This is a genomic window from Paenibacillus silvae (assembly GCF_014639235.1).
GTDB lineage: Bacteria > Bacillota > Bacilli > Paenibacillales > Paenibacillaceae > Paenibacillus > Paenibacillus silvae.
Genome location: NZ_BMFU01000001.1, coordinates 294,997 through 314,029, shown reverse-complemented (window position 1 = coordinate 314,029; position 19,033 = coordinate 294,997). Strand labels below are relative to the sequence as shown.

Genomic DNA, 19,033 nt, shown 5'->3' with positions numbered 1-19,033 from the left:
ATTTCATGTTATAATAATTGCAATTGTCACATTGTCAGTGATGAATATCGGACTTGAAGGGGAGACTGTTGGTTTATGAGCGCTATGGACAAGATGTGGCTGTCATTGGTTGCCATCCTCATTATGGGGTTATCTGTATTTCTGATTACATTTGCTCGTGCCAAAACAAAAGGGCTCGTGCGGGGCATCCTTTCGATTATTGCATTTTTAATTATGCTCATCGGTTTTTTTGGTGGGATCGCTTCTCTGACTTGATTTCCCTTTCGGGAGAGAGAACATCCGCATAAGCGCATCTAATGAACGGACACAAGGATAAGACGGATGAGAGGAGTGTGTGCCTGTGGGGCAAAATGAGACGTCGGGCTGGACGGAGTGTTACCCTGAATTACATTCGGCATTGCTGGAGATGGCCAAAGCCTGGCACGGTCAACCGCATACATGGCTGCTGGGAGGCAGCTGCAGCTTGCTTCTTCAAGGTGTGCAGCTGAGTCAAGCGCCAAGAGATATTGATGTATACGCAGATATTACTGCGGCTAAAGCACTGCATCACCATGCTCCGGGACGAAGAATGGACGAGCCTGTAGTGGACACAACAGGCCCGTATGCTTCATTGCTAAGTCACTATCAGGTGGGTGCATGCTCACTCGAGCTGGTAGGCGGGTTTGAGATATGGGCCCGCCAAAGCTGGTATCGTACGCAAATCGAGCAGGTGCTTGCTCCTTATGCTGCTGAAGCCAAAGTTCATGATTACCGGCTGCGACTGATGCCGTTGGCACATGAACTGTTATTTAATCTGCTTCGTGGACGTGAAGATCGGTATGTACCAATCTCTTTAGTGATGCGTAAAGACCCAGAGATTCATCAGCCTGTAATGATTGAACTAAGTCGTCATAACGTATGGACACCTCGCTTCAGATCGGAAGTGGAGGAGCTGGTAGGCTTTGCTTGGTTGGAAGAAGCCGGGGAGGATCAATAATGCAAGAGGTTGTTACATTTTTACCGATGAATAAATCGATTAAGGTCCAGCCAGGAACGACCCTGTTGCATGCGGCACGACGGGCAGGTGTGAGGATTACGACCCGCTGCGATGGTAAAGCAGCATGTTTGATGTGTAAGGTGGGGGTGGAGCAGGACGAGCGTAAGGCTTTATTGCCTCCTACCGATGCTGAGAAACGCAAGCTGGGACGGCTGCTTGAGGCTGGAACAAGGCTCTCATGTCAGGCTAAAGTTCGTAGTTCGTTGTCTGTACATGTTCCTGAAGATCCGCTCAAAGCTGCGATACGCAAGCAGCTTGAACGGCAGCGGCAAGAACAGGATGACGACTGGTTTGTATGATGGCGGGGGCAGAGAAGGCTTATATTAAAGTGTTAGATGTTTGAGGGGGATACTTGATGATGACTAATGGAAGTAAGTCAGGCCGAATAACAAAAAGCAGAAGCCTGGTGCAGCGGTTGTTAGGTATGTTCCTGTTGATGCTGCTCGTCATGACAACGAGTGGTTGCTTATATCAGGCTCAGCACAACACGGATCCCAAAACAGCTTACCGTGAAAGCGTGAACCGCATTCAGAGTGCAATAGATGCGTTTCAGAAGGATCAGGGCGTATTGCCGATTCTGAATGCAGATGCTGATACGCCGAAATATGAAAAGTTCAGAATCGATCTGCCCAAACTGAAGCAGCTTGGCTATCTTGACGACATACCAGGAACTGCTTTTGAGAACGGCGGTAGCGCTTACTTTTTGGTGCAGAACGAAGAGGTTGAACCGACAGTAAAGGTTATGGATTTACAGACGGTACAGAAGGTAAATGATGTACAGCGCATGGTGAAGCAGTATCAATCCGTACATAATCAGGAGCTGCCTGCAGGTGAAGAGCTGTATCCGGGATTGGTTGAAGTGGATATGAAGCTGGCCGCGCAGGCAGGGGCTCCTGCAGTTACATTGAATAGTGTGTATTCAGGTCAGGAGCTGCCATTTATAATGGACGCCGAAGGTACGGTCTACGTAGACTATGCTTTTGATATTATGCAGGCCTTGGAAAAGGCAGACGATGCATCCAAGGATAAGTTTGCTTCAGATTTACGTGAGCATCTATTGGCCCATTCGTTTTTTGTGCCTGTCAAATCACTTCCATATGCGCTGCAGAACAATACCCCTGTCGCACAGGCGGATTAAAACCACGATAGAACGAACCGTAAAGAGGGTTGAAGAGGGTAAAGAGAGACATTCCGTAGACGACGGGATGTCTTTTTTTATCGTTCCATATTAGCGGCACTGGAGAGAGGTGTCATAAACGAAGGCCCTTTCTCATAAAGTAGATTGAAATAAAGACGCGCAGTCCGGAATCGGGGGATGTTCTTAATGTCATCATCATGAGATAAAAAAACAAAAAAACACGTCATATTGCCGCATACGGATACATAAGATGATACTAGTCCAATTGCATGTACGAGTTAACGCCGCTCTCGCCGGTTTCATCAGAATGCAACGTTCGGCGGCGGACGACTTCCGGGCACTCACAAAGGCGGCTCTACCGTTGCAGGGATTTCAGTCTTCTGATTGAAAAAACGAAGCGGATGCTCTTTAGCATTTTTCCTTCGGAGTAATTTAAGGAGGGGATTTCATTGGAGAAAGTGGACATTTTTAAGGACATAGCTGAGCGGACCGGAGGGGATATCTATCTCGGGGTTGTCGGCGCAGTCCGGACGGGGAAATCAACATTTATTAAACGATTCATGGAAACGATCGTACTGCCAAACATCGCAAGCGAGGCTGATCGTGCCCGTGCAGTGGATGAACTTCCACAGAGTGCAGCAGGTAAAACGATTATGACCACCGAGCCGAAATTCGTACCGAATAACGCAGTCCAGATCAAAGTGGCTGAAGGGCTCGATGTTAACGTACGTTTGGTGGATTGTGTAGGGTACGCTGTGGAGGGTGCGAAGGGCTACGAGGATGAAAATGGTCCACGCATGATCTCCACGCCGTGGTTCGAAGAGCCGATTCCGTTTCAGGAGGCGGCCGAAATTGGTACACGGAAAGTGATACAGGAGCATTCGACACTGGGAGTTGTGGTTACAACAGACGGCACAATTGCCGAAATTGCCCGCAGTTCCTATGTGGAGTCTGAAGAACGAGTTATCGCCGAGCTGAAGGAAGTGGGCAAACCGTTTGTACTTGTGATCAACTCCACACGTCCTCGCAGTGAAGAAGCATTGCAGCTCCGAAGCGAGCTGGCAGCGAAATACGACATCCCGGTAATGACACTAAGCGCTGCCACCATGACAGAAGATGATGTTACAGGGGTACTTCGTGAGGTGCTGTATGAGTTCCCTGTACATGAAGTGAATGTCAACCTGCCGAGCTGGGTGATGGTGCTGAATGATACACACTGGCTTCGCAGCAACTATGAAAATTCGGTACGGGACACGGTAAAAGATATTCGCAGACTGCGTGACGTAGATCGGGTCGTGGCACAGTTCATGGAATACGAGTTCATTGACCGTGCGGGTCTCAGCGGAATGAATATGGGGCAGGGGGTAGCAGAGATTGATCTCTATGCGCCGGATGAACTGTATGATCAGATTCTCATAGAGGTTGTTGGCATCGAAATCCGGGGCAAAGATCATCTGTTGCAGCTGATGCAGGAGTTCTCTCATGCGAAGAGAGAATATGACCGCTTTGCGGAGGCGCTGGAGATGGTCAAAACGACGGGCTATGGCATAGCAGCTCCATCCCTGGCCGAGATGGCACTGGATGAGCCTGAACTGATCCGTCAGGGGACCAAGTTTGGTGTTCGTCTTAAAGCAACGGCGCCTTCGATCCATATGATTCGCGTGGATGTGGAGTCAGAGTTTGCACCGATTATCGGAACAGAAAAGCAGAGCGAGGAACTGGTCCGATATCTCATGCAGGATTTCGAGAACGATCCGATCAAGGTATGGGATTCAGATATGTTTGGCCGTTCGTTGCACTCCATTGTGCGTGAAGGCATTCAGGGCAAAATTGCCATGATGCCGGACAATGCCAGATATAAATTGCAGGAGACATTGGGACGAATTATTAACGAAGGTTCAGGCGGTTTGATCGCCATTATCCTTTAATCTTCCAAAAGACCGTGAGGCTTAACCTCATGGTCTTTTTCTGTCTCTTTTTTCTTAAAACTGGATGAAATGGGTAGAAAGGAGCATGATTTTGAAAAAAACTTAGCAAGTTTCAGCTTTAAATCATTAAAACATATTTACATACTGGGGATTAGTCGTTATATTAATATTCAACGATTGTGATTGAAGTCACAGAGAGCGAAACAGGGGGAATCCGACATGAGAAAAACAAGTTCAAAATGGTTATGGCTGAGCGTATTACTGGTATTTACATTGGCATTATCCGCATGCGGAATCAAAAAGGAGCCGGCATCATCTTCGGCAACGGGCGATGCAGGGGGAACGCCTAAAACGGAAGCTGTAACAGGGCCTTTAAGCGGGAAAAGGGTGGCGCTGATTATGGAGTTCAATACAGGAACCTTTTCACAGCAGTATGTGCAAGGGGTAAAAGAGGAAATTGCCAAATTCGGTGGTGAGCTTACCACTTTTGTCGCAGACAACGATAAAGCCAAAATGGTGTCTTTGCTTGACAGTGCCATTAACCAGAAATTCGATGTGATTTTGACGGATCACGGTGATTCCCTTCTGGAACCGGGTGTGAAAAAAGCGGTAGAGCAAAAGATCCCGGTTGTTGTATTCGATGCAGACATCAGTGTGCCGGGAGCTACAGTGCTGTCTCAGGACGACCAGAAAATGGCCGAGCTGACGTTGGAGCAGATGAAAAAAGATATTAACGGCAAAGGCAACATCGTCAAAGTGTGGGTAGCTGGTTTTGCGCCAATGGAACGTCGTCAGCTTGCTTACGGTGCTTTCCTGAAGGCCAACCCGGAAATCAAGGAAATTGCAGCATTTGGTTCTGCTCAGAACCCGGCTCTGGATACTCAAGCGAAAATGGAAGCCATTCTGAAGCAATATCCAAAGGGTGAAATTACAGCTGTATGGGCAGCATGGGATGAATTCGCTAAAGGTGCAGCACGCGCCATTCAACAAGCTGGCCGTGATGAAATCAAGGTATACGGTATTGATATGAGTGACGAGGATTTGCAAATGATTCAGGACCCGAAAAATCCTTGGGTTGCTTCCGCCGCTGTAGATCCGACTGATATTGGACGTGTACAGGTACGATATGCATACCAGAAGCTGAATGGAGACCAGACTGAAGATTCCGTAGTGCTTAACCCTGTTTATGTGCAGCGTGAGGCTTTGCCTGACAAACAAATCTCGACGTCAGAGCTGTCCGAATATGTCAAAGGCTGGGGCGGCAGTACACAGGGCATCAAGGACTGGATGAGCGAATACGGCATTACTGCGAAGTAAGTTGCGTTGTGGGCGCGCCGGAAGGTGCGCTTTTTCAATACACAGGTATTACAGCAGATGGGAGGCAACATCATGACAAAGGACCCGATATCGCTGGACATGGAGCACATTTCTAAACAGTTTTCAGGCGTGCCTGCATTGAAGGATGTACATTTCTCTGTCAGGGGTGGAGAGATTCATGCGCTGTTAGGAGCTAACGGAGCTGGCAAAAGCACGTTGATGAAAATATTGTCGGGAGCGTATCAGCTGGATGAGGGGTCAATTCGTCTGAATGGCTATAAGCTCCAGCTTGGCTCACCGCGAGAGGCAAAGGCCAGCGGCATTCACTGCGTGTATCAGGAGGTGGATGCTGCGCTTGTGCCGCAGCTGACTGCTGCCGAGAACATCATGCTGGATCAGCTCGCTTCCGCTGACGGTGGCTGGTGGAAAAGCCCGAGAGCGCTGCAGCAGCGTGCCAAGGAAGCATTACAGCAGCTGGGTGCTGACAGCATAAGCATTCATCGCAAGGTCTCGGATCTTACATTGGCCGAAAAGCAGATGATTCTGCTCGCCCGTATCCTGATTCAAGACGCCAAGGTCATTATTTTTGATGAGCCCACAGCACCCTTGAGTCAGGAAGAGACCGATGCTTTTTTTCGCATCGTACATCTGTTGAAAGATCGAGGGGTAGCCTGTATCTTCATCACACATCGCCTTGCAGAAGTTATGAGTCATTGTGACCGGGTTACAGTCATGAGGGATGGCAGTCATGTATTTACAGGAAAGACGAGCGAACTGACGATCAATGATCTGGTAACACAGATGCTGGGCAAGCCGTTTGAGGAGGAGTTTCCAAAGACAGAAGCTCCGGTGGGTGAATTACTGCTGGAAGCGCGCGGTCTGCGCCGGGGTGTCAAGGTCAAGGGGGTTAATCTACAGGTACATCGGGGTGAAGTGCTTGCGGTCGTAGGACTTGTAGGTGCGGGGAAGACGGAATGCTCTCGCTTGTTGATAGGGGCAGACCCGCTGGAAGCAGGAGAGATTCGGCTGAAGAACCATTCTGTGCGCTTGTCCCAGCCTGCGGATGCTGCTGCTCTGGGCATCGTTTCTGTGCCGGAGGAACGCCGCAAGCAGGGCATATTGATTCAGGAAAATGTAGAGCGCAATTTAAGTTTGCCGTTGCTTTCCCACCTCAGCACATTTGGATTCGTCAATCGCAAGCGTGAACGCCAGCATGCAGATTCGCTCGTAAGTCAGCTAGGTATTAAAGCCTCTTCTGTGAAACAGGAAGTGAAGTATTTGAGCGGTGGCAATCAGCAGAAGGTTGCGATCGGCAAATGGCTGAAAACCGGAGCGGATGTATTTATTTTCGACGAACCTACAAAAGGTGTGGATATCGGGGCGAAAAGCGACATTTTCCGCATCATCAACGAACTGGCTCTCGCAGGCAAGGCCGTCATCTATTTCACCTGTGAACTGGATGAAGGTCTGGGAATCGGAGACCGTATTGCGGTGATGTGTGAAGGTGTTGTTGTGAAGGAGTTCAAACGTGGCGAGACAAGCCAAGAACAGCTGCTATATTATGCAAGCGGTGGACATGAGGTGGAAGCATGAAGGATAAATCAATGGATTTTGCGTTTCGATATGGCGCGATTATTGTCATTATAGGGGTTATCGCATTTTTTGGGATCAAGCTCCCATATTTCTTTACCTACAGTAACCTGACGGACATTTTGGGTTCAATCTCGATCGTTACGTTTGTGGCGATTGGTGTGACGTTGTCGCTTATCGTGGATGGCTTTGATCTCTCCGTTGGAGCGACCGTTTCCCTGACAACGGTAGTTACGGCATCGCTAATGATCTGGTACCAGCAGCCGCTGGCTATTGTCATTATTGTGCCATTAGTTATTGGAGCTGTCATTGGTCTGCTGAATGCGCTGCTTATTGTTAAACTTCGTATTCCCGACCTGCTGGCGACACTTGCAACGATGTACATCATCGGGGGGATTCACAAAACCTATGCTCAAGGGTATACCATCTACAACCATATGCAGTTCCCGGATGGCAGCAAGGCTGCCGGTGAGATGGACCCGACGTTTCTGCTAATTGGACAAGGGAAATGGCTGGGCATGCCGATCTCGGTTATTTTGCTGCTGATTACAGTAGCGGCGGTTCATATCTTTTTGACGTATACCAAATATGGTCGGCAGATGTATATCACAGGCGGTAACGAGGAGGCGGCAAGACTCTCTGGAATCAAGGTGAAAAAGGTGCGTACCCTTGCCTATGTAGCAGCAGGTATCTTTGCGGCAATCGGGGGAATTATCTACGCGTCCAAAGTTGGATCTGGTCAGATTGATGCCGGTTCACCGTTGTTAATGGAATCCGTGGCAGCCGTATTTGTAGGCTTCTCCGTTTTTGGTGCAGGCAAACCCAATGTCATTGGTACGTTTATCGGTTCGGTTCTGATTGGGGTGCTGGTCAACGGTTTGACGATGATGAATGTGCAGTATTTTACACATGATATCGTTAAAGGCGGAGTGCTGGTACTGGCTCTGGCGGTTACATTTTATGTTTTAAACCGCAGTCGCACTTGAAATTGTGTGCTGTCTGTATTAGTATAAAATTTGTTCGACCCCAGAAACATCCGTTGTTTCTGGCGGTATTTGCCGGAAATGACTGTCTACCGCAGAAGGAGATTCATGTTCATCGCTCAGGATGTCCTTACGTTTTTTGCGTATGAACGTATATTTTCCTATAAAACGGAAACACAGTATAACATTCAGGACATTGATTCAGGAGGTGAAAAACAAATGAACAAATCAGACTTGATTACACACGTATCCGAAGCAACTGAGTTGTCCAAAAAGGATGTAACGAAAGCGGTTGATGCCGTATTCGAAGCCATCTCTGAGGCACTTCAAAACGGAGACAAAGTACAATTGGTTGGTTTTGGGAACTTCGAAGTTCGCGAGCGCTCCGCACGTAAAGGACGCAACCCGCAAACAGGTGAAGAAATCGAAATTCCTGCGAGCAAAATTCCTGCGTTCAAACCAGGTAAAGCGCTCAAAGACGGAATTAAATAAGATTTCTACATATTCCATATGTCAAAAAAAGACCGTGACTTGTTCACGGCCTTTTCTTTTGCCTATAGAGTCATAAAGCTTATAAACGGGGAATGTTTTCGTGCTTCTGCTCAGCGTCTACGAATTCGTTCGAATGCTCCGGCTGACTACTGTAGGCGATTAATATCAGTTCCTTGCCGCTAACAATGGACAGATGCTGTTCCATCTCCTGAATCTGTTGCACATGCTCGTCCGTAAGCTGAGCTGGGGTGTATTTCATGTTGGTTCTCCTTTCCTGGCTGCTCTGCTCTAGTATGACCGGGAAATGACCTTTTCTTGCGCTCCATTTCCTCTGGCGGGCTGGTTGACAAATGGAATGATCTTGATCATCATTAACGCTAAGGATACTAGAAAAGGAGACGTGCGCGATGGATCAATCTACGGGCAATGACTATATCGTAATCAAAGCAGAAGAAAATGGTGTTCAAGTGATTGGACTAACTCGCGGACAGGATACACGTTTTCATCATACCGAGAAGCTGGACAAGGGCGAAGTGATGATTGCCCAGTTCACAACACACACCTCTGCTATTAAAATTCGTGGCAAAGCGACGCTGATTACTAAGCATGGGGAGATCGAATCGGAATAATCAAAAGATGACGGACCCAATAAAATTGCAGGCATAGCCTGCTTTTTTTCATTGTACAATGAGGTATGAGCCTTTATCGGACAGACTACACTAACAGGTAAAGGCAAGGAGGAGCGTATGAAACCGTGTATGATTGTAACTGCATCGATGCTGACAACGATTGCGGCGGTCATTTTGCTCGTGGCCCTTCAGAGCTTGCATACACGTACATGGGGCGGGGAAAAGGCAGAGCCTGTTACAGCTTCTCACCAGCCGGTCCAGCTGACAAATGACAATCTCGTGGATGTGCTTCGTTCTCTACACATGTCAACGCCGATCGCCAGAGTGGAATGGAAACAGTCTATATTAACGATTGATCTCAAAGTGAAGGGCACGGATACAACGTATACTGAAATCTATGAAAGTATGGCTGCTGTAGCTGATCTGAGTTTTCGGGAGCTGGAAAACGTGGAGCAGGTGCTGCTTCGTGTCATGGCTGAGGATGAATGGATGCATAAGCGTCATCTTCTGCTTGCTGCGGATATTCGGCGGGGGGAGTGGCCGATGTATGCTATTGACATGCTTCGCACCTGGAAAAGCGCAGTGTTCTCGGAGGAATTAAAAGACTGGTTCCATCTGATGAAGACGGAACTGTGGAGGAAACAGTTTGAAATGACAAGTCAGGGGTAATCAAATAGCAGGTTTCAGTGCGTGTCCGAAAAACATATGCTATAATATATAAGATTGTAGTGCATAAATGGTTTGACAAAGCATAGCCTCGGAGGATGAAAATGAATTCATATCGCGTACCCCAACTAGCAAAGAAATATACGGATTACGACATGATTCGACAATATACGGAAATCCCGTCATTTCCGGATAGCCGGGCGCGTCTGCTACAGGTATTTGTGGGCCGTACAGACGAGAAGGTGCATCATGAGTTATATTCGCTTGCAACATCGCTCGTTCAGTTGGCTATGGATACGCATGATCGAATCGATACGATATCCGGCGATCGGAGAGAACAGGAGATGCGTTCACGTCAGTTGAACGTGCTCGCTGGAGATTATCTGAGCAGCCGTTTCTATCAATTGTTAGCTCATGCCGGCAAAATTGAGATGATCGGTAAGTTAAGCGGTGCTGTTGCTGAAGTGAACGCACGCAAGATGACGCTGTATGAACGGATGAAAAAATTGCTCGTTTCGGCTGATGAATATTTGCGTGAAACGGTACAGCTGAGGATGCAGCTGTTTCTTTCATTTTCAGACATGATCCGTGAAGAAGAAAAGCCTTTATGGAACAGCCTGTTAGCTGAATTTAGTACCTGTGAAACGATTGCGGATGAGTTGAACCGGATGCGTGATGAGCTGCAGTATACCAACAGTTATGTATTCTGGCATATGTATGAGCACGGTAACGACTCAGAACGTGACGAGTTACGCCAGACGCAAATTAACGCACGTGCATGGGATGTTATGGTGCTGAAATACAGTGTCAGTGAGGTTTTGCTGGACATGCTTCGCGAGTCTGTACAACGGATTCAGCTTTTGCTTCAGGATGAGCAGGGGTTGCGCCAAGGTGTACGTGAGTTCGATGCAATTCTTGATCCTTACCTGACCTATGTAAAGACTTCACATTTGGCAGTTAGGGAAGATTGAGGGGGAGACAGACGAATGGGGAGCGGAGAGACGAAACCGAAAGAAGAATTTGTCCATTCGGTTTTTCAGAGTATCGCCGGCAAGTATGATGTTATGAATGATATCCTGAGTTTCCGCAGGCATAAAGCCTGGCGTAAATTCACGATGAAAAAGATGAATATGTCTAAAGGGGACACCGGGCTCGACTTGTGCTGCGGCACATGTGACTGGACCCTTGCGATGGCAGAAGCAAGTGAAACAGGGCACATGCACGGTCTGGATTTCAGCAGTAACATGCTTGAAGTAGGCCAGAAGAAAATTGATGCTGTCAAACGATCAAAGCAAATTACGCTGGTTCAGGGCAATGCGATGGCACTGCCGTTTGACGATAATACGTTTGATTATGTAACGATTGGCTTCGGCTTGCGTAACGTGCCTGATCTTAGACAGGTTTTGTCTGAAATGAAGCGTGTTGTAAAACCTGGCGGTATGGTCGTTTGTCTGGAATTATCCAAACCGACCTGGCAGCCGTTCAAAGGCATTTATTATTTTTATTTCGAACATGTGCTGCCTAACATGGCCAAATTATTTGCCAAGCGTTATGAGCAGTATAAATGGCTGCCGGACTCTCTGGCACTTTTCCCGGGAAGAAAGGAACTGGCAAACATTTTTGTTGAAACCGGATTGCAGCAGGTGCAGGCCTATCCTCTGACCGGAGGCATCGCGGCACTGCATATTGGAACCAAGGAGAATCAGAATGTTTAGGAAAATTCGCATCTTTTTAGAAATGATCAAGATTGAACATACGCTTTTTGCTTTACCTTTTGCATTTATGGGCGCCATTCTGGGCTCAATGGTTGTAAACAATACCTTCCCGAGCTGGATGCAGATTATGTGGGTGCTGCTCGCGATGGTGGGAGCACGGAGTGCGGCATTCGGTTTGAACCGGATTATTGACCAGGCGATCGACGCCAAAAACCCACGCACGGCAATGAGAGCTATTCCGGCAGGTTTGCTGAAGAACGGTGAAGTGATTGTTTTCATCATTATTTCGTTTATATTGCTGTTCTGGGCATCTTCCAATCTTAACGTATTATCTATGCAGCTGCTGCCCATCGCAGTATTTATGCTGGTGCTCTATTCATACACCAAACGTTTTACCTGGCTTTGTCATGTGGTGTTAGGTATGACGATAGGTCTGGCTCCACTTGGCGGCTGGGTTGCGGTTACCGGAACGATGGATTGGACAGCGATTGTGCTGTACGTTACGATTGTATTCTGGACCGCAGGATTTGATATCATCTATGCATGTCAGGATCTGGAGTTTGACCAAGGCGAAGGGCTGCATTCGATTCCGTCCCGCTTTGGACTGGTTCAATCGCTGCAGATTGCCAAGTTCTTTCATGTCATCACGGCCATCGGTTTCCTCGCGCTGCTGTTAATGACTGATCTGAGCTGGTGGTATGGTGCAGGTATGTTGATTACGTACGGGATATTGTTATATGAGCACTATATTGTATCTCCTAATGATATGAGCCGTGTACAAACGGCATTTTTTACGATGAACAGTGTGCTTAGTCTGGTCGTATTTACATTTACACTCATCGATTTGGCGGTGAAGTAAAAATGCAGCAGCCGGAGAATAAACGACTTGTTGTCGGAATTACCGGGGCAAGCGGCAGTATATATGGTATTCGATTGATTGAAACGCTGCTTGATCTGGAGTATACCGTTCATTTGGTCATCTCGAATGCGGGCTGGCGTGTGTTAAAAGAAGAAATGGATTGGGACGTCACGAATCGGGAGAGTGTGCTGCAGGAGCAATTCGGTCATCGCGCCGGAGCCCTTGTCTATCATCCCGTGAGTGACATCGGTGCTTCCATTGCAAGCGGCTCGTATCTGGCTGAAGGCATGATTATCATGCCTTGCTCCATGGGTACTCTTTCATCGATCGCGAACGGGACTTCGGATAATCTGATGTCGCGTGCTGCTGACGTCATGATGAAAGAGGGCAGAACGTTAATTCTTGTACCACGTGAGACGCCTTTACATGCCATTCATCTGGAAAATATGCTGAAGCTCTCACGCCTCGGTGTGCGAATGATACCGGCTATGCCAGCGTTTTATTATAAACCTCAGACCATGGATGATCTGATCATGTTTCTGGTGGGGAAAGTGCTGGACAGTTTGCGTATTCCGCATCAATTGTTTGCAAGGTGGGGAGAACCGGACGAACGGGGATGATACGCGAAGCAGCAGATCTGTTTAGCTTAGCAGATTTGATTTTCTTGGCAGTAGAATCCCCCGACTCCCGGGGTGTTGGTGAGTGCTGATGACCGTATGTAGCAACCACAGCCTTGACCCATGCTCCGGCAACTTCTGTACTTACGTGATTCAGAACTAGTCGTGGTGTTTAAGAAGACAAGCAGGAACGGCAAGCCTTAGTGAACGATTAACCTGCAAGGCACGGCTTGCTGGAGGGAAGATGGAAGATAAGCATGGAATTTTGGAATGACAATACGCGGATACGGGTGAACGAATGAAACTATTGGACATTTTCGGATTGTTAAAAAAGGACATGGATTATATTGAAAAAGAATTGTACCGCAGCGTTCAAGGTGAACAAAAGCTGTTGAGTGAAACTTCACTTCATCTGCTCAAGGCAGGCGGGAAACGGCTGCGGCCTGTTTTTGTGCTGTTAGGCGGCAAGTTTGGTACATATGATATTGAGCGCTTGAAGCTCATCGCCGTTCCGCTGGAACTGATACATTCGGCTTCCCTCGTTCATGATGATGTCATTGATAATGCAGAGACACGCCGTGGCAAACCTACAGTCAAGTCAAAATGGGATAATCGCATTGCGATGTACACTGGAGATTACATCTATGGCAAAGCCCTGGAGATGACAGCAGGGCTGTCTGATCCAGCCATTCACCGTATTCTTGCCAAAGCGATGGTGCAGATGTCCATTGGTGAGATGGAGCAGATTCGCGACTTCTTCAACACAGGTCAGAGTGTGCGTAACTACCTGCTGCGAATTCGTCGTAAAACCGCACTGCTCATTGCGGTTAGCTGCCAGCTTGGTGCGCTTGCTACACGTGCGCCTGCACACATTTCGTCCTTGCTGTATACGTACGGATATAATGTCGGTATGGCTTTTCAGATTCAGGATGATGTGCTCGACCTGGTCGGCACGGAGAAGCAGCTTGGCAAGCCTCCAGGCAGTGATATGAAACAAGGCAACATCACACTTCCCGTATTGTATGCACTGGAGGAAGAGCATCTGCGTGAGCCGCTGCTCAAGGAAATCTCCTGTGTGCATCATGAGGACGGAAGGGCCAGTGCATCTGATGCAATTGGAATGATTCGCCAAAGTCAAGGAATTGCTAAAGCGGAAGCCCTGGCTGACCGATATATGAAGAAAGCGCTCGATGCTCTCGATCAGCTGCCTAACATCAAGACCACCAAAAACCTGCGTGATATTGCTCATTTTGTCGTGAAGCGTACACATTGATTGTGCAGCGTTTATCGTTTGAAGTGTGCGCCCTGTGGTAAACGTTATGCGCCATGTTTGCTCTTTAGTTCTTTCTCACATGTAACATAGACTTGTGAAATTCCTCATTGGGAGGAAATGGAGTTGTATGTTACAATCAAAGGGATTGCGTTTACATAGTGATTAACTTTGAACCGTGAGTGAGGAGTGAACTGGCAATGGATCGTACATTTTTGATGGTGAAGCCGGATGGTGTGCAGCGTGGTTTGATCGGCCGTATTATCAGCCGTCTGGAAGACAAAGGATTTAAGCTGGTGGCAGGGAAGCTGGTACAGATGACACAAGAACAGGCCAAGCGCCATTATGCCGAGCATGAGGGCAAGCCTTTCTTTGATGATTTGGTTCGGTTTATTACGTCTGGTCCCGTATTTGCCATGGTATGGGAAGGTGACGATATTGTCGCGCTTGCACGTATTGTCATTGGAAAGACGAATGTAAAGGAAGCGGCTCCAGGGACAATTCGTGGAGATTTCGCCAGCCATACACCGCATAATCTAATTCACGGGGCAGACTCGCCAGAAAGTGCAACTCGTGAAGCAGCCAACTTTTTCAGTCCTGACGAGCTGGTAAGTTATGAGAAGAGCATCGCAGCCTGGTTGTAATTATTAGCCAAAGGGTGATATACGATGCTGGAGCAAGAACAACTAGACCCGGATTATGCCGGATTCATTCGTAAAGTGAAAGAGAGCACAGGCATTGATCTTGCTCAATACAAGGAAGGCCAGATGAAAAGACGGCTGACCACACTTCGCAACAAAAACGGATTTAATACGTTTGCCGTCTTTTTCGATGCGATGCAGAAGGACAAGGCGTTATTTTATGAGTTTCTTGATCGCATGACCATTAACGTATCCGAGTTCTGGCGAAACCCGAACCGCTGGGAAGTGCTGCGTGATGAGATTTTACCAGAACTGGTCGGTTCCAAACGCAAGGTTAAGGTATGGAGTGCTGCTTGCTCTACAGGTGAAGAGCCCTACACCATTGCGATGATTCTGGATACGATGGGTATTCTGAGAGAAAGCTCCATTACGGCAAGTGATCTGGATGAAGGAGCTCTTGCGAAGGCCAAGGAAGGGCGTTATATGGAGCGTTCGCTCAAAGATGTACCTCCTGAAACGGCAAGCCGTTATTTTAAACAGGATGGCATGATGTATCGAATTGATGAAAAACTGAAAAGTGCAATCAACTTTAAGAAACAGAATTTGTTGGTGGACCGCTTTGATGATGGCTATGATCTGATTGTCTGCCGGAATGTCATGATTTATTTTACCGAGGAAGCAAAAAATCTGTTGTATCACAAATTCGCGGCCAGCTTGCGCCCGGGTGGTATGCTGTTCGTAGGCAGTACAGAGCAGATTTTCTCCCCAGGTCAATATGGACTGGAGACGGCAGAGACGTTTTTCTATCGGAAAAAGTAAAGCATCATAAAGATCAACCGCCTGAGGTACATGCAGATGTACTCAGGCGGTTGTTTGCATAAGAAAAGGCGGCTTTCTTGTCAAAGTGGGTCAGCTATACTATAATAAGCAAAGAAATTATGGGATTTTAGCAATGTGAAGTTTAACAGTTTAAAGGGGGAACGTATTATGAGTTTACGTTATTTAACCGCAGGGGAAACGCACGGACCCCAATTGACCGCAATTATTGAGGGGTTGCCAAGTAACCTGAATATTGATTTTGAAGAATTGAACTTCCAGCTTCACCGCCGCCAAAAGGGTTATGGTCGTGGACGCCGGATGCAGATTGAGAAGGACCAAGCCAATTTTGTTGGCGGAATTCGTCACGGATATACGACAGGTGCGCCCGTAGCACTCGTTGTTGAAAATAATGACTGGAAGCATTGGCAGAAAATTATGAACATTGAGCCGATCGAAGGCAGTGATGAGGAGAAGCGCCGAGTGCATCGTCCGCGCCCTGGACATGCCGATCTGAACGGCGGCTTGAAGTATAATCATAAAGATCTGCGTAACGTTCTGGAACGCTCCAGTGCACGCGAGACAACAGTACGTGTGGCATGTGGTGCAATTGCACGACAGTTTCTGGCTGAGTTTGGCATTAAAGTGGCAGGACGTGTGATTCGCATCGGGGAGATTGAAGCACCTTATCAAGAGCTCCCAATTGACGAACTGATCGCTGTAACAGAAGCTTCGTCGGTTCGCGTGACAGATGCCGAAACCGAGAAAAAAATGGAAGCTTACATTGATCAGATCAAGCAGGAGGGTGACTCCATCGGCGGGATCGTCGAATGTATCGTTGAAGGTGTGCCTATCGGTTTGGGAAGTCACGTACAATATGATCGCAAGCTGGATGCACGTATTGCTCAGGGTGTAATGTCGATTAACGCATTTAAAGGTGTGGAAATCGGGATTGGCTTTGAAGCAGGTACCATCCGCGGTTCACAGGTGCACGATGAGATTCTGTATTCCGAAGAACGCGGCTACCACCGGGCAACAAACCGTTTGGGCGGATTCGAAGGCGGTATGACCAATGGCATGCCGGTTGTGGTGCGCGGCGTAATGAAGCCAATTCCAACCTTGTACAAACCGCTGCAAAGCGTAGACATTGATACAAAAGAAGCTTTTACAGCCCAGGTTGAACGTTCCGATGCTTGTGCGGTTCCGGCAGCCAGCGTGGTAATGGAGCATGTTGTTGCATGGGAAATTGCCAAGGCATTCCTGGAGAAATTCGGCGGGGATTCCATGGAGGAGATCCGGGCGAACGTTGCTAGCTACCAGGCACAATTGGAGAGCTATTAATATGCGAAAGTTGACAGTGCAGCTCGGGGAACGCTCGTATCCGATCCTGATTGGCAGCGGCCTGCTGGCTCAAGCTCCACAATTTTTCGAGCAATATGGCTTGACCAAAAAAAGTCCGCTGATGATCATCACCGATGAAAATGTGGCTCCGAAATACTTGGCGGCATTGGAACAGACACTGCGTAGTGCCGGATATGCCGTCGTTTCTGCGGTCGTTCCTGCTGGCGAAACTTCCAAATCACTTGCTGTATATCAGGACATGATGACAGCGGCAATTGAAGGCAAACTCGACCGCAGCTCGGCGATCCTCGCTCTCGGGGGCGGGGTTGTCGGTGACCTGGCTGGTTTTGTGGCTGCTACATATATGCGAGGCGTCAAGTTTGTTCAGATTCCAACAACGATTCTTGCTCATGACAGCAGCGTTGGAGGTAAAGTGGCGGTGAATCATCCGCTTGCCAAAAATATGATTGGTGCTTTTCATCAGCCGGAGCTTGTGCTCTATGATGTAGATACCTTGCAGTCCTTGCCGCCAAGAGATGTTTCAGCAGGTTTATCTGAAATGCTCAAACATGGGCTGATTCGTGACGAAGCCTTCGCTCATTGGTGTGAAGAGCATGCTGAGGCGCTGCTTGCGCTTGATCCGGACACACTCGGCTACGGTCTCGAACGCGGATGCAGCATCAAAGCAGAGATTGTTTCTAATGATGAACGTGAAAACGGAGAACGTGCACTCTTGAACCTGGGGCATACGATCGGACATGCGATTGAAGCGATTGCCGGATACGGTGAATTTTTGCACGGAGAAGCGATTTCGATCGGCATGGCTGGTTCAGCTCTGTTAGGAGAGAAGCTTGGAGCGCCAGCAGGCCTGTATGATGAGACGGTGCGCATGCTGCGTGCACTCCGCCTCCCGGTAACGCTGCCTGAACATCTGGGTACGGATGCTTTGATGGAAGCGATGATGCACGACAAGAAATTCCGTGAAGGTCACATGGTCTTTATTGTTCCTGATCGGATTGGAGCAGCCCGAATCGTGAAGGATGTACCGGTGACGGCAGTGCGTGAAGTTATCGAGCTTCTCAGGAAGGGAGAATAAAGCAATGGTTACACGGGGAATTCGCGGGGCGACGACAGTCACGCAAAATAATGAAGAAGAGATTTTGAAAGAAACGGCCGTGCTGCTGCAGGAGATTGTGGACCGGAACAAGATTGTACCGGAAGACATCTGCAGTGTATGGATTACGATGACCGGAGATCTGGATGCGGCTTTTCCCGCAAAGGTGATCCGTCAACTGGATGGCTGGGAGCTTGTACCTCTGATGTGTGCACTGGAGGTGCCTGTAGAAGGGGCCTTGGCGAAGTGTATCCGTTTCATGGTGCATGTGAATACAACCAAAGCGCAGAACGAGATCCATCACGTATACCTGAACGGTGCGCAGGCACTGCGCCCTGATCTGGCTGCACGATAAGTTTTTTGAACGGCAATGGTTGTCAAAGTGACAAATATCATGTATAGTGAGAAAAAGTTGAGTAGAGCCTGAGATTGAGCTGAGAGCAGCTGAGTATAGTTGAGTATATAGCAGAGTCCAGTGTTTGGTAGCCGATGCATCTGAAATCGGTCAACGCATTCACGGTACGTCGTGCTAAGGGCAAGTACAGGAAGAGAGAGTAGACATGTTCAAGAGGACATTGTTTATTCACATATCATGAAGTAACATTTCACATGATTTCTACATCATCATTGCAGCTTGTTGTTTTGCATTCGTAAAGATGATGGCGAAAGAGATGTTATCAGGATGATGTTCTCTCTATAACAATATCTGAAACCATGCGGTAATATGGATCAGTAGCCTGATATTTATCCTTAAGCGGAAGTATAGGGACTTGTTATTTATGAAGCAGCATGCCTGAATACAGCTTATTAAATCAAACCTCTACCTGATGGTAGAGGTTTTTTGTCGTATAACAGTCTTCTACCTTTGAAATCAATCAAAA

Annotated in this window: 22 protein-coding genes; 21 read left to right on the top strand and 1 reads right to left on the bottom strand. The window is 47.9% G+C overall.

Features of this window, described 5'->3' with window-relative positions:
• The first annotated feature begins 75 nt into the window (after positions 1–75).
• The 9 genes from IEW26_RS01415 (at position 76) to hbs (ending at position 8,484) form a co-directional block, all read left to right on the top strand.
• Positions 76–255 carry a DUF2768 family protein gene (locus IEW26_RS01415; RefSeq protein ID WP_184187216.1) on the top strand — a complete coding sequence of 60 codons (180 nt, stop codon included), beginning with the start codon at positions 76–78 and terminating at the stop codon, positions 253–255.
• Positions 256–340: 85 nt separating this feature from the next.
• Positions 341–976 carry a hypothetical protein gene (locus IEW26_RS01410; protein ID WP_188591066.1) on the top strand — a complete coding sequence of 212 codons (636 nt, stop codon included), beginning with the start codon at positions 341–343 and terminating at the stop codon, positions 974–976.
• A complete protein-coding gene (locus tag IEW26_RS01405) occupies positions 976–1,335 on the top strand; it encodes a 2Fe-2S iron-sulfur cluster-binding protein (protein ID WP_188591065.1) in 360 nt (119 codons plus the stop codon). Before IEW26_RS01410 ends, IEW26_RS01405 begins: the two co-directional genes overlap by 1 nt.
• Positions 1,336–1,391: 56 nt before the next feature.
• Positions 1,392–2,174 (top strand): YphF family lipoprotein, encoded by a 783-nt coding sequence (locus IEW26_RS01400; RefSeq protein ID WP_229729602.1) that lies wholly within the window; start codon positions 1,392–1,394, stop codon positions 2,172–2,174.
• A gap of 449 nt (positions 2,175–2,623) precedes the next feature.
• The gene (gene spoIVA, locus IEW26_RS01395) at positions 2,624–4,102 is read left to right on the top strand and encodes a stage IV sporulation protein A (protein ID WP_111271423.1); all 1,479 of its coding nucleotides are present in this window, start codon (positions 2,624–2,626) and stop codon (positions 4,100–4,102) included.
• A gap of 219 nt (positions 4,103–4,321) precedes the next feature.
• Positions 4,322–5,419 carry a sugar ABC transporter substrate-binding protein gene (locus tag IEW26_RS01390; RefSeq protein ID WP_111271422.1) on the top strand — a complete coding sequence of 366 codons (1,098 nt, stop codon included), beginning with the start codon at positions 4,322–4,324 and terminating at the stop codon, positions 5,417–5,419.
• A 72-nt stretch (positions 5,420–5,491) separates the two neighbouring features.
• Positions 5,492–7,012 (top strand): sugar ABC transporter ATP-binding protein, encoded by a 1,521-nt coding sequence (locus IEW26_RS01385; protein ID WP_111271421.1) that lies wholly within the window; start codon positions 5,492–5,494, stop codon positions 7,010–7,012.
• Entirely contained in the window at positions 7,009–7,995 is a 987-nt protein-coding gene (locus IEW26_RS01380; RefSeq protein WP_111271420.1) for an ABC transporter permease, read from the top strand. The genes IEW26_RS01385 and IEW26_RS01380 overlap by 4 nt, the downstream gene beginning before the upstream one ends.
• 216 nt (positions 7,996–8,211) lie before the next feature.
• Positions 8,212–8,484: a non-specific DNA-binding protein Hbs gene (gene hbs / locus IEW26_RS01375; protein WP_090917341.1), complete on the top strand. Its 273-nt coding sequence runs from the start codon at positions 8,212–8,214 to the stop codon at positions 8,482–8,484.
• 79 nt (positions 8,485–8,563) lie between these two features.
• Here the strand turns inward: hbs and IEW26_RS01370 are convergent, their stop codons facing one another.
• Entirely contained in the window at positions 8,564–8,743 is a 180-nt protein-coding gene (locus IEW26_RS01370) for a hypothetical protein (protein WP_188591064.1), read from the bottom strand.
• A 148-nt stretch (positions 8,744–8,891) separates the two neighbouring features.
• Between IEW26_RS01370 and mtrB the strand changes: the two genes are divergently transcribed.
• From mtrB to aroH, 12 genes are all read left to right on the top strand, one after another.
• The gene (gene mtrB, locus IEW26_RS01365) at positions 8,892–9,113 is read left to right on the top strand and encodes a trp RNA-binding attenuation protein MtrB (RefSeq protein ID WP_111271418.1); all 222 of its coding nucleotides are present in this window, start codon (positions 8,892–8,894) and stop codon (positions 9,111–9,113) included.
• A 117-nt stretch (positions 9,114–9,230) separates the two neighbouring features.
• Positions 9,231–9,782 carry a hypothetical protein gene (locus IEW26_RS01360; protein WP_188591063.1) on the top strand — a complete coding sequence of 184 codons (552 nt, stop codon included), beginning with the start codon at positions 9,231–9,233 and terminating at the stop codon, positions 9,780–9,782.
• A 101-nt stretch (positions 9,783–9,883) separates the two neighbouring features.
• On the top strand, positions 9,884–10,750 hold the full coding sequence (locus IEW26_RS01355; RefSeq protein ID WP_188591062.1) for a heptaprenyl diphosphate synthase component 1: 867 nt from the start codon (positions 9,884–9,886) through the stop codon (positions 10,748–10,750).
• A gap of 15 nt (positions 10,751–10,765) precedes the next feature.
• Positions 10,766–11,494: a demethylmenaquinone methyltransferase gene (locus IEW26_RS01350; RefSeq protein WP_111271415.1), complete on the top strand. Its 729-nt coding sequence runs from the start codon at positions 10,766–10,768 to the stop codon at positions 11,492–11,494.
• A complete protein-coding gene (locus IEW26_RS01345; protein ID WP_111271414.1) occupies positions 11,487–12,353 on the top strand; it encodes a UbiA-like polyprenyltransferase in 867 nt (288 codons plus the stop codon). Before IEW26_RS01350 ends, IEW26_RS01345 begins: the two co-directional genes overlap by 8 nt.
• Positions 12,354–12,355: 2 nt before the next feature.
• Complete coding sequence (locus IEW26_RS01340; protein WP_188591061.1) at positions 12,356–12,973, top strand: UbiX family flavin prenyltransferase; 618 nt, start codon at positions 12,356–12,358, stop codon at positions 12,971–12,973.
• A gap of 295 nt (positions 12,974–13,268) precedes the next feature.
• Positions 13,269–14,243 (top strand): polyprenyl synthetase family protein, encoded by a 975-nt coding sequence (locus IEW26_RS01335; RefSeq protein ID WP_188591060.1) that lies wholly within the window; start codon positions 13,269–13,271, stop codon positions 14,241–14,243.
• 197 nt (positions 14,244–14,440) lie between these two features.
• Positions 14,441–14,884, top strand: coding sequence for a nucleoside-diphosphate kinase (gene ndk / locus IEW26_RS01330; protein ID WP_111271411.1), 444 nt, complete (start codon positions 14,441–14,443; stop codon positions 14,882–14,884).
• Positions 14,885–14,908: 24 nt separating this feature from the next.
• Positions 14,909–15,700: a CheR family methyltransferase gene (locus tag IEW26_RS01325; RefSeq protein ID WP_111271410.1), complete on the top strand. Its 792-nt coding sequence runs from the start codon at positions 14,909–14,911 to the stop codon at positions 15,698–15,700.
• 168 nt (positions 15,701–15,868) lie between these two features.
• A complete protein-coding gene (aroC, locus tag IEW26_RS01320; protein ID WP_188591059.1) occupies positions 15,869–17,038 on the top strand; it encodes a chorismate synthase in 1,170 nt (389 codons plus the stop codon).
• 1 nt (position 17,039) lies between these two features.
• Positions 17,040–18,134, top strand: a complete 1,095-nt coding sequence (gene aroB / locus IEW26_RS01315) for a 3-dehydroquinate synthase (protein ID WP_188591058.1) — start codon at positions 17,040–17,042, stop codon at positions 18,132–18,134.
• 4 nt (positions 18,135–18,138) lie between these two features.
• Positions 18,139–18,507 carry a chorismate mutase gene (gene aroH, locus IEW26_RS01310; protein WP_110894307.1) on the top strand — a complete coding sequence of 123 codons (369 nt, stop codon included), beginning with the start codon at positions 18,139–18,141 and terminating at the stop codon, positions 18,505–18,507.
• Positions 18,508–19,033 lie beyond the last annotated feature (526 nt).

Excerpts from the sequence above, each read along its gene's own strand:
- IEW26_RS01415 (WP_184187216.1), top strand. The coding sequence starts at position 76 with ATGAGCGCTATGGACAAGATGTGGCTGTCATTGGTTGCCATCCTCATT.
- IEW26_RS01405 (WP_188591065.1), top strand. The coding sequence starts at position 976 with ATGCAAGAGGTTGTTACATTTTTACCGATGAATAAATCGATTAAGGTC.
- IEW26_RS01400 (WP_229729602.1), top strand. The coding sequence starts at position 1,392 with ATGATGACTAATGGAAGTAAGTCAGGCCGAATAACAAAAAGCAGAAGC.
- IEW26_RS01390 (WP_111271422.1), top strand. The coding sequence starts at position 4,322 with ATGAGAAAAACAAGTTCAAAATGGTTATGGCTGAGCGTATTACTGGTA.
- IEW26_RS01385 (WP_111271421.1), top strand. The coding sequence starts at position 5,492 with ATGACAAAGGACCCGATATCGCTGGACATGGAGCACATTTCTAAACAG.
- IEW26_RS01380 (WP_111271420.1), top strand. The coding sequence starts at position 7,009 with ATGAAGGATAAATCAATGGATTTTGCGTTTCGATATGGCGCGATTATT.
- hbs (WP_090917341.1), top strand. The coding sequence starts at position 8,212 with ATGAACAAATCAGACTTGATTACACACGTATCCGAAGCAACTGAGTTG.
- IEW26_RS01370 (WP_188591064.1), bottom strand. The coding sequence starts at position 8,743 with ATGAAATACACCCCAGCTCAGCTTACGGACGAGCATGTGCAACAGATT.
- mtrB (WP_111271418.1), top strand. The coding sequence starts at position 8,892 with ATGGATCAATCTACGGGCAATGACTATATCGTAATCAAAGCAGAAGAA.
- IEW26_RS01360 (WP_188591063.1), top strand. The coding sequence starts at position 9,231 with ATGAAACCGTGTATGATTGTAACTGCATCGATGCTGACAACGATTGCG.
- IEW26_RS01355 (WP_188591062.1), top strand. The coding sequence starts at position 9,884 with ATGAATTCATATCGCGTACCCCAACTAGCAAAGAAATATACGGATTAC.
- IEW26_RS01350 (WP_111271415.1), top strand. The coding sequence starts at position 10,766 with ATGGGGAGCGGAGAGACGAAACCGAAAGAAGAATTTGTCCATTCGGTT.
- IEW26_RS01345 (WP_111271414.1), top strand. The coding sequence starts at position 11,487 with ATGTTTAGGAAAATTCGCATCTTTTTAGAAATGATCAAGATTGAACAT.
- IEW26_RS01340 (WP_188591061.1), top strand. The coding sequence starts at position 12,356 with ATGCAGCAGCCGGAGAATAAACGACTTGTTGTCGGAATTACCGGGGCA.
- IEW26_RS01335 (WP_188591060.1), top strand. The coding sequence starts at position 13,269 with ATGAAACTATTGGACATTTTCGGATTGTTAAAAAAGGACATGGATTAT.
- ndk (WP_111271411.1), top strand. The coding sequence starts at position 14,441 with ATGGATCGTACATTTTTGATGGTGAAGCCGGATGGTGTGCAGCGTGGT.
- IEW26_RS01325 (WP_111271410.1), top strand. The coding sequence starts at position 14,909 with ATGCTGGAGCAAGAACAACTAGACCCGGATTATGCCGGATTCATTCGT.
- aroC (WP_188591059.1), top strand. The coding sequence starts at position 15,869 with ATGAGTTTACGTTATTTAACCGCAGGGGAAACGCACGGACCCCAATTG.
- aroB (WP_188591058.1), top strand. The coding sequence starts at position 17,040 with ATGCGAAAGTTGACAGTGCAGCTCGGGGAACGCTCGTATCCGATCCTG.
- aroH (WP_110894307.1), top strand. The coding sequence starts at position 18,139 with ATGGTTACACGGGGAATTCGCGGGGCGACGACAGTCACGCAAAATAAT.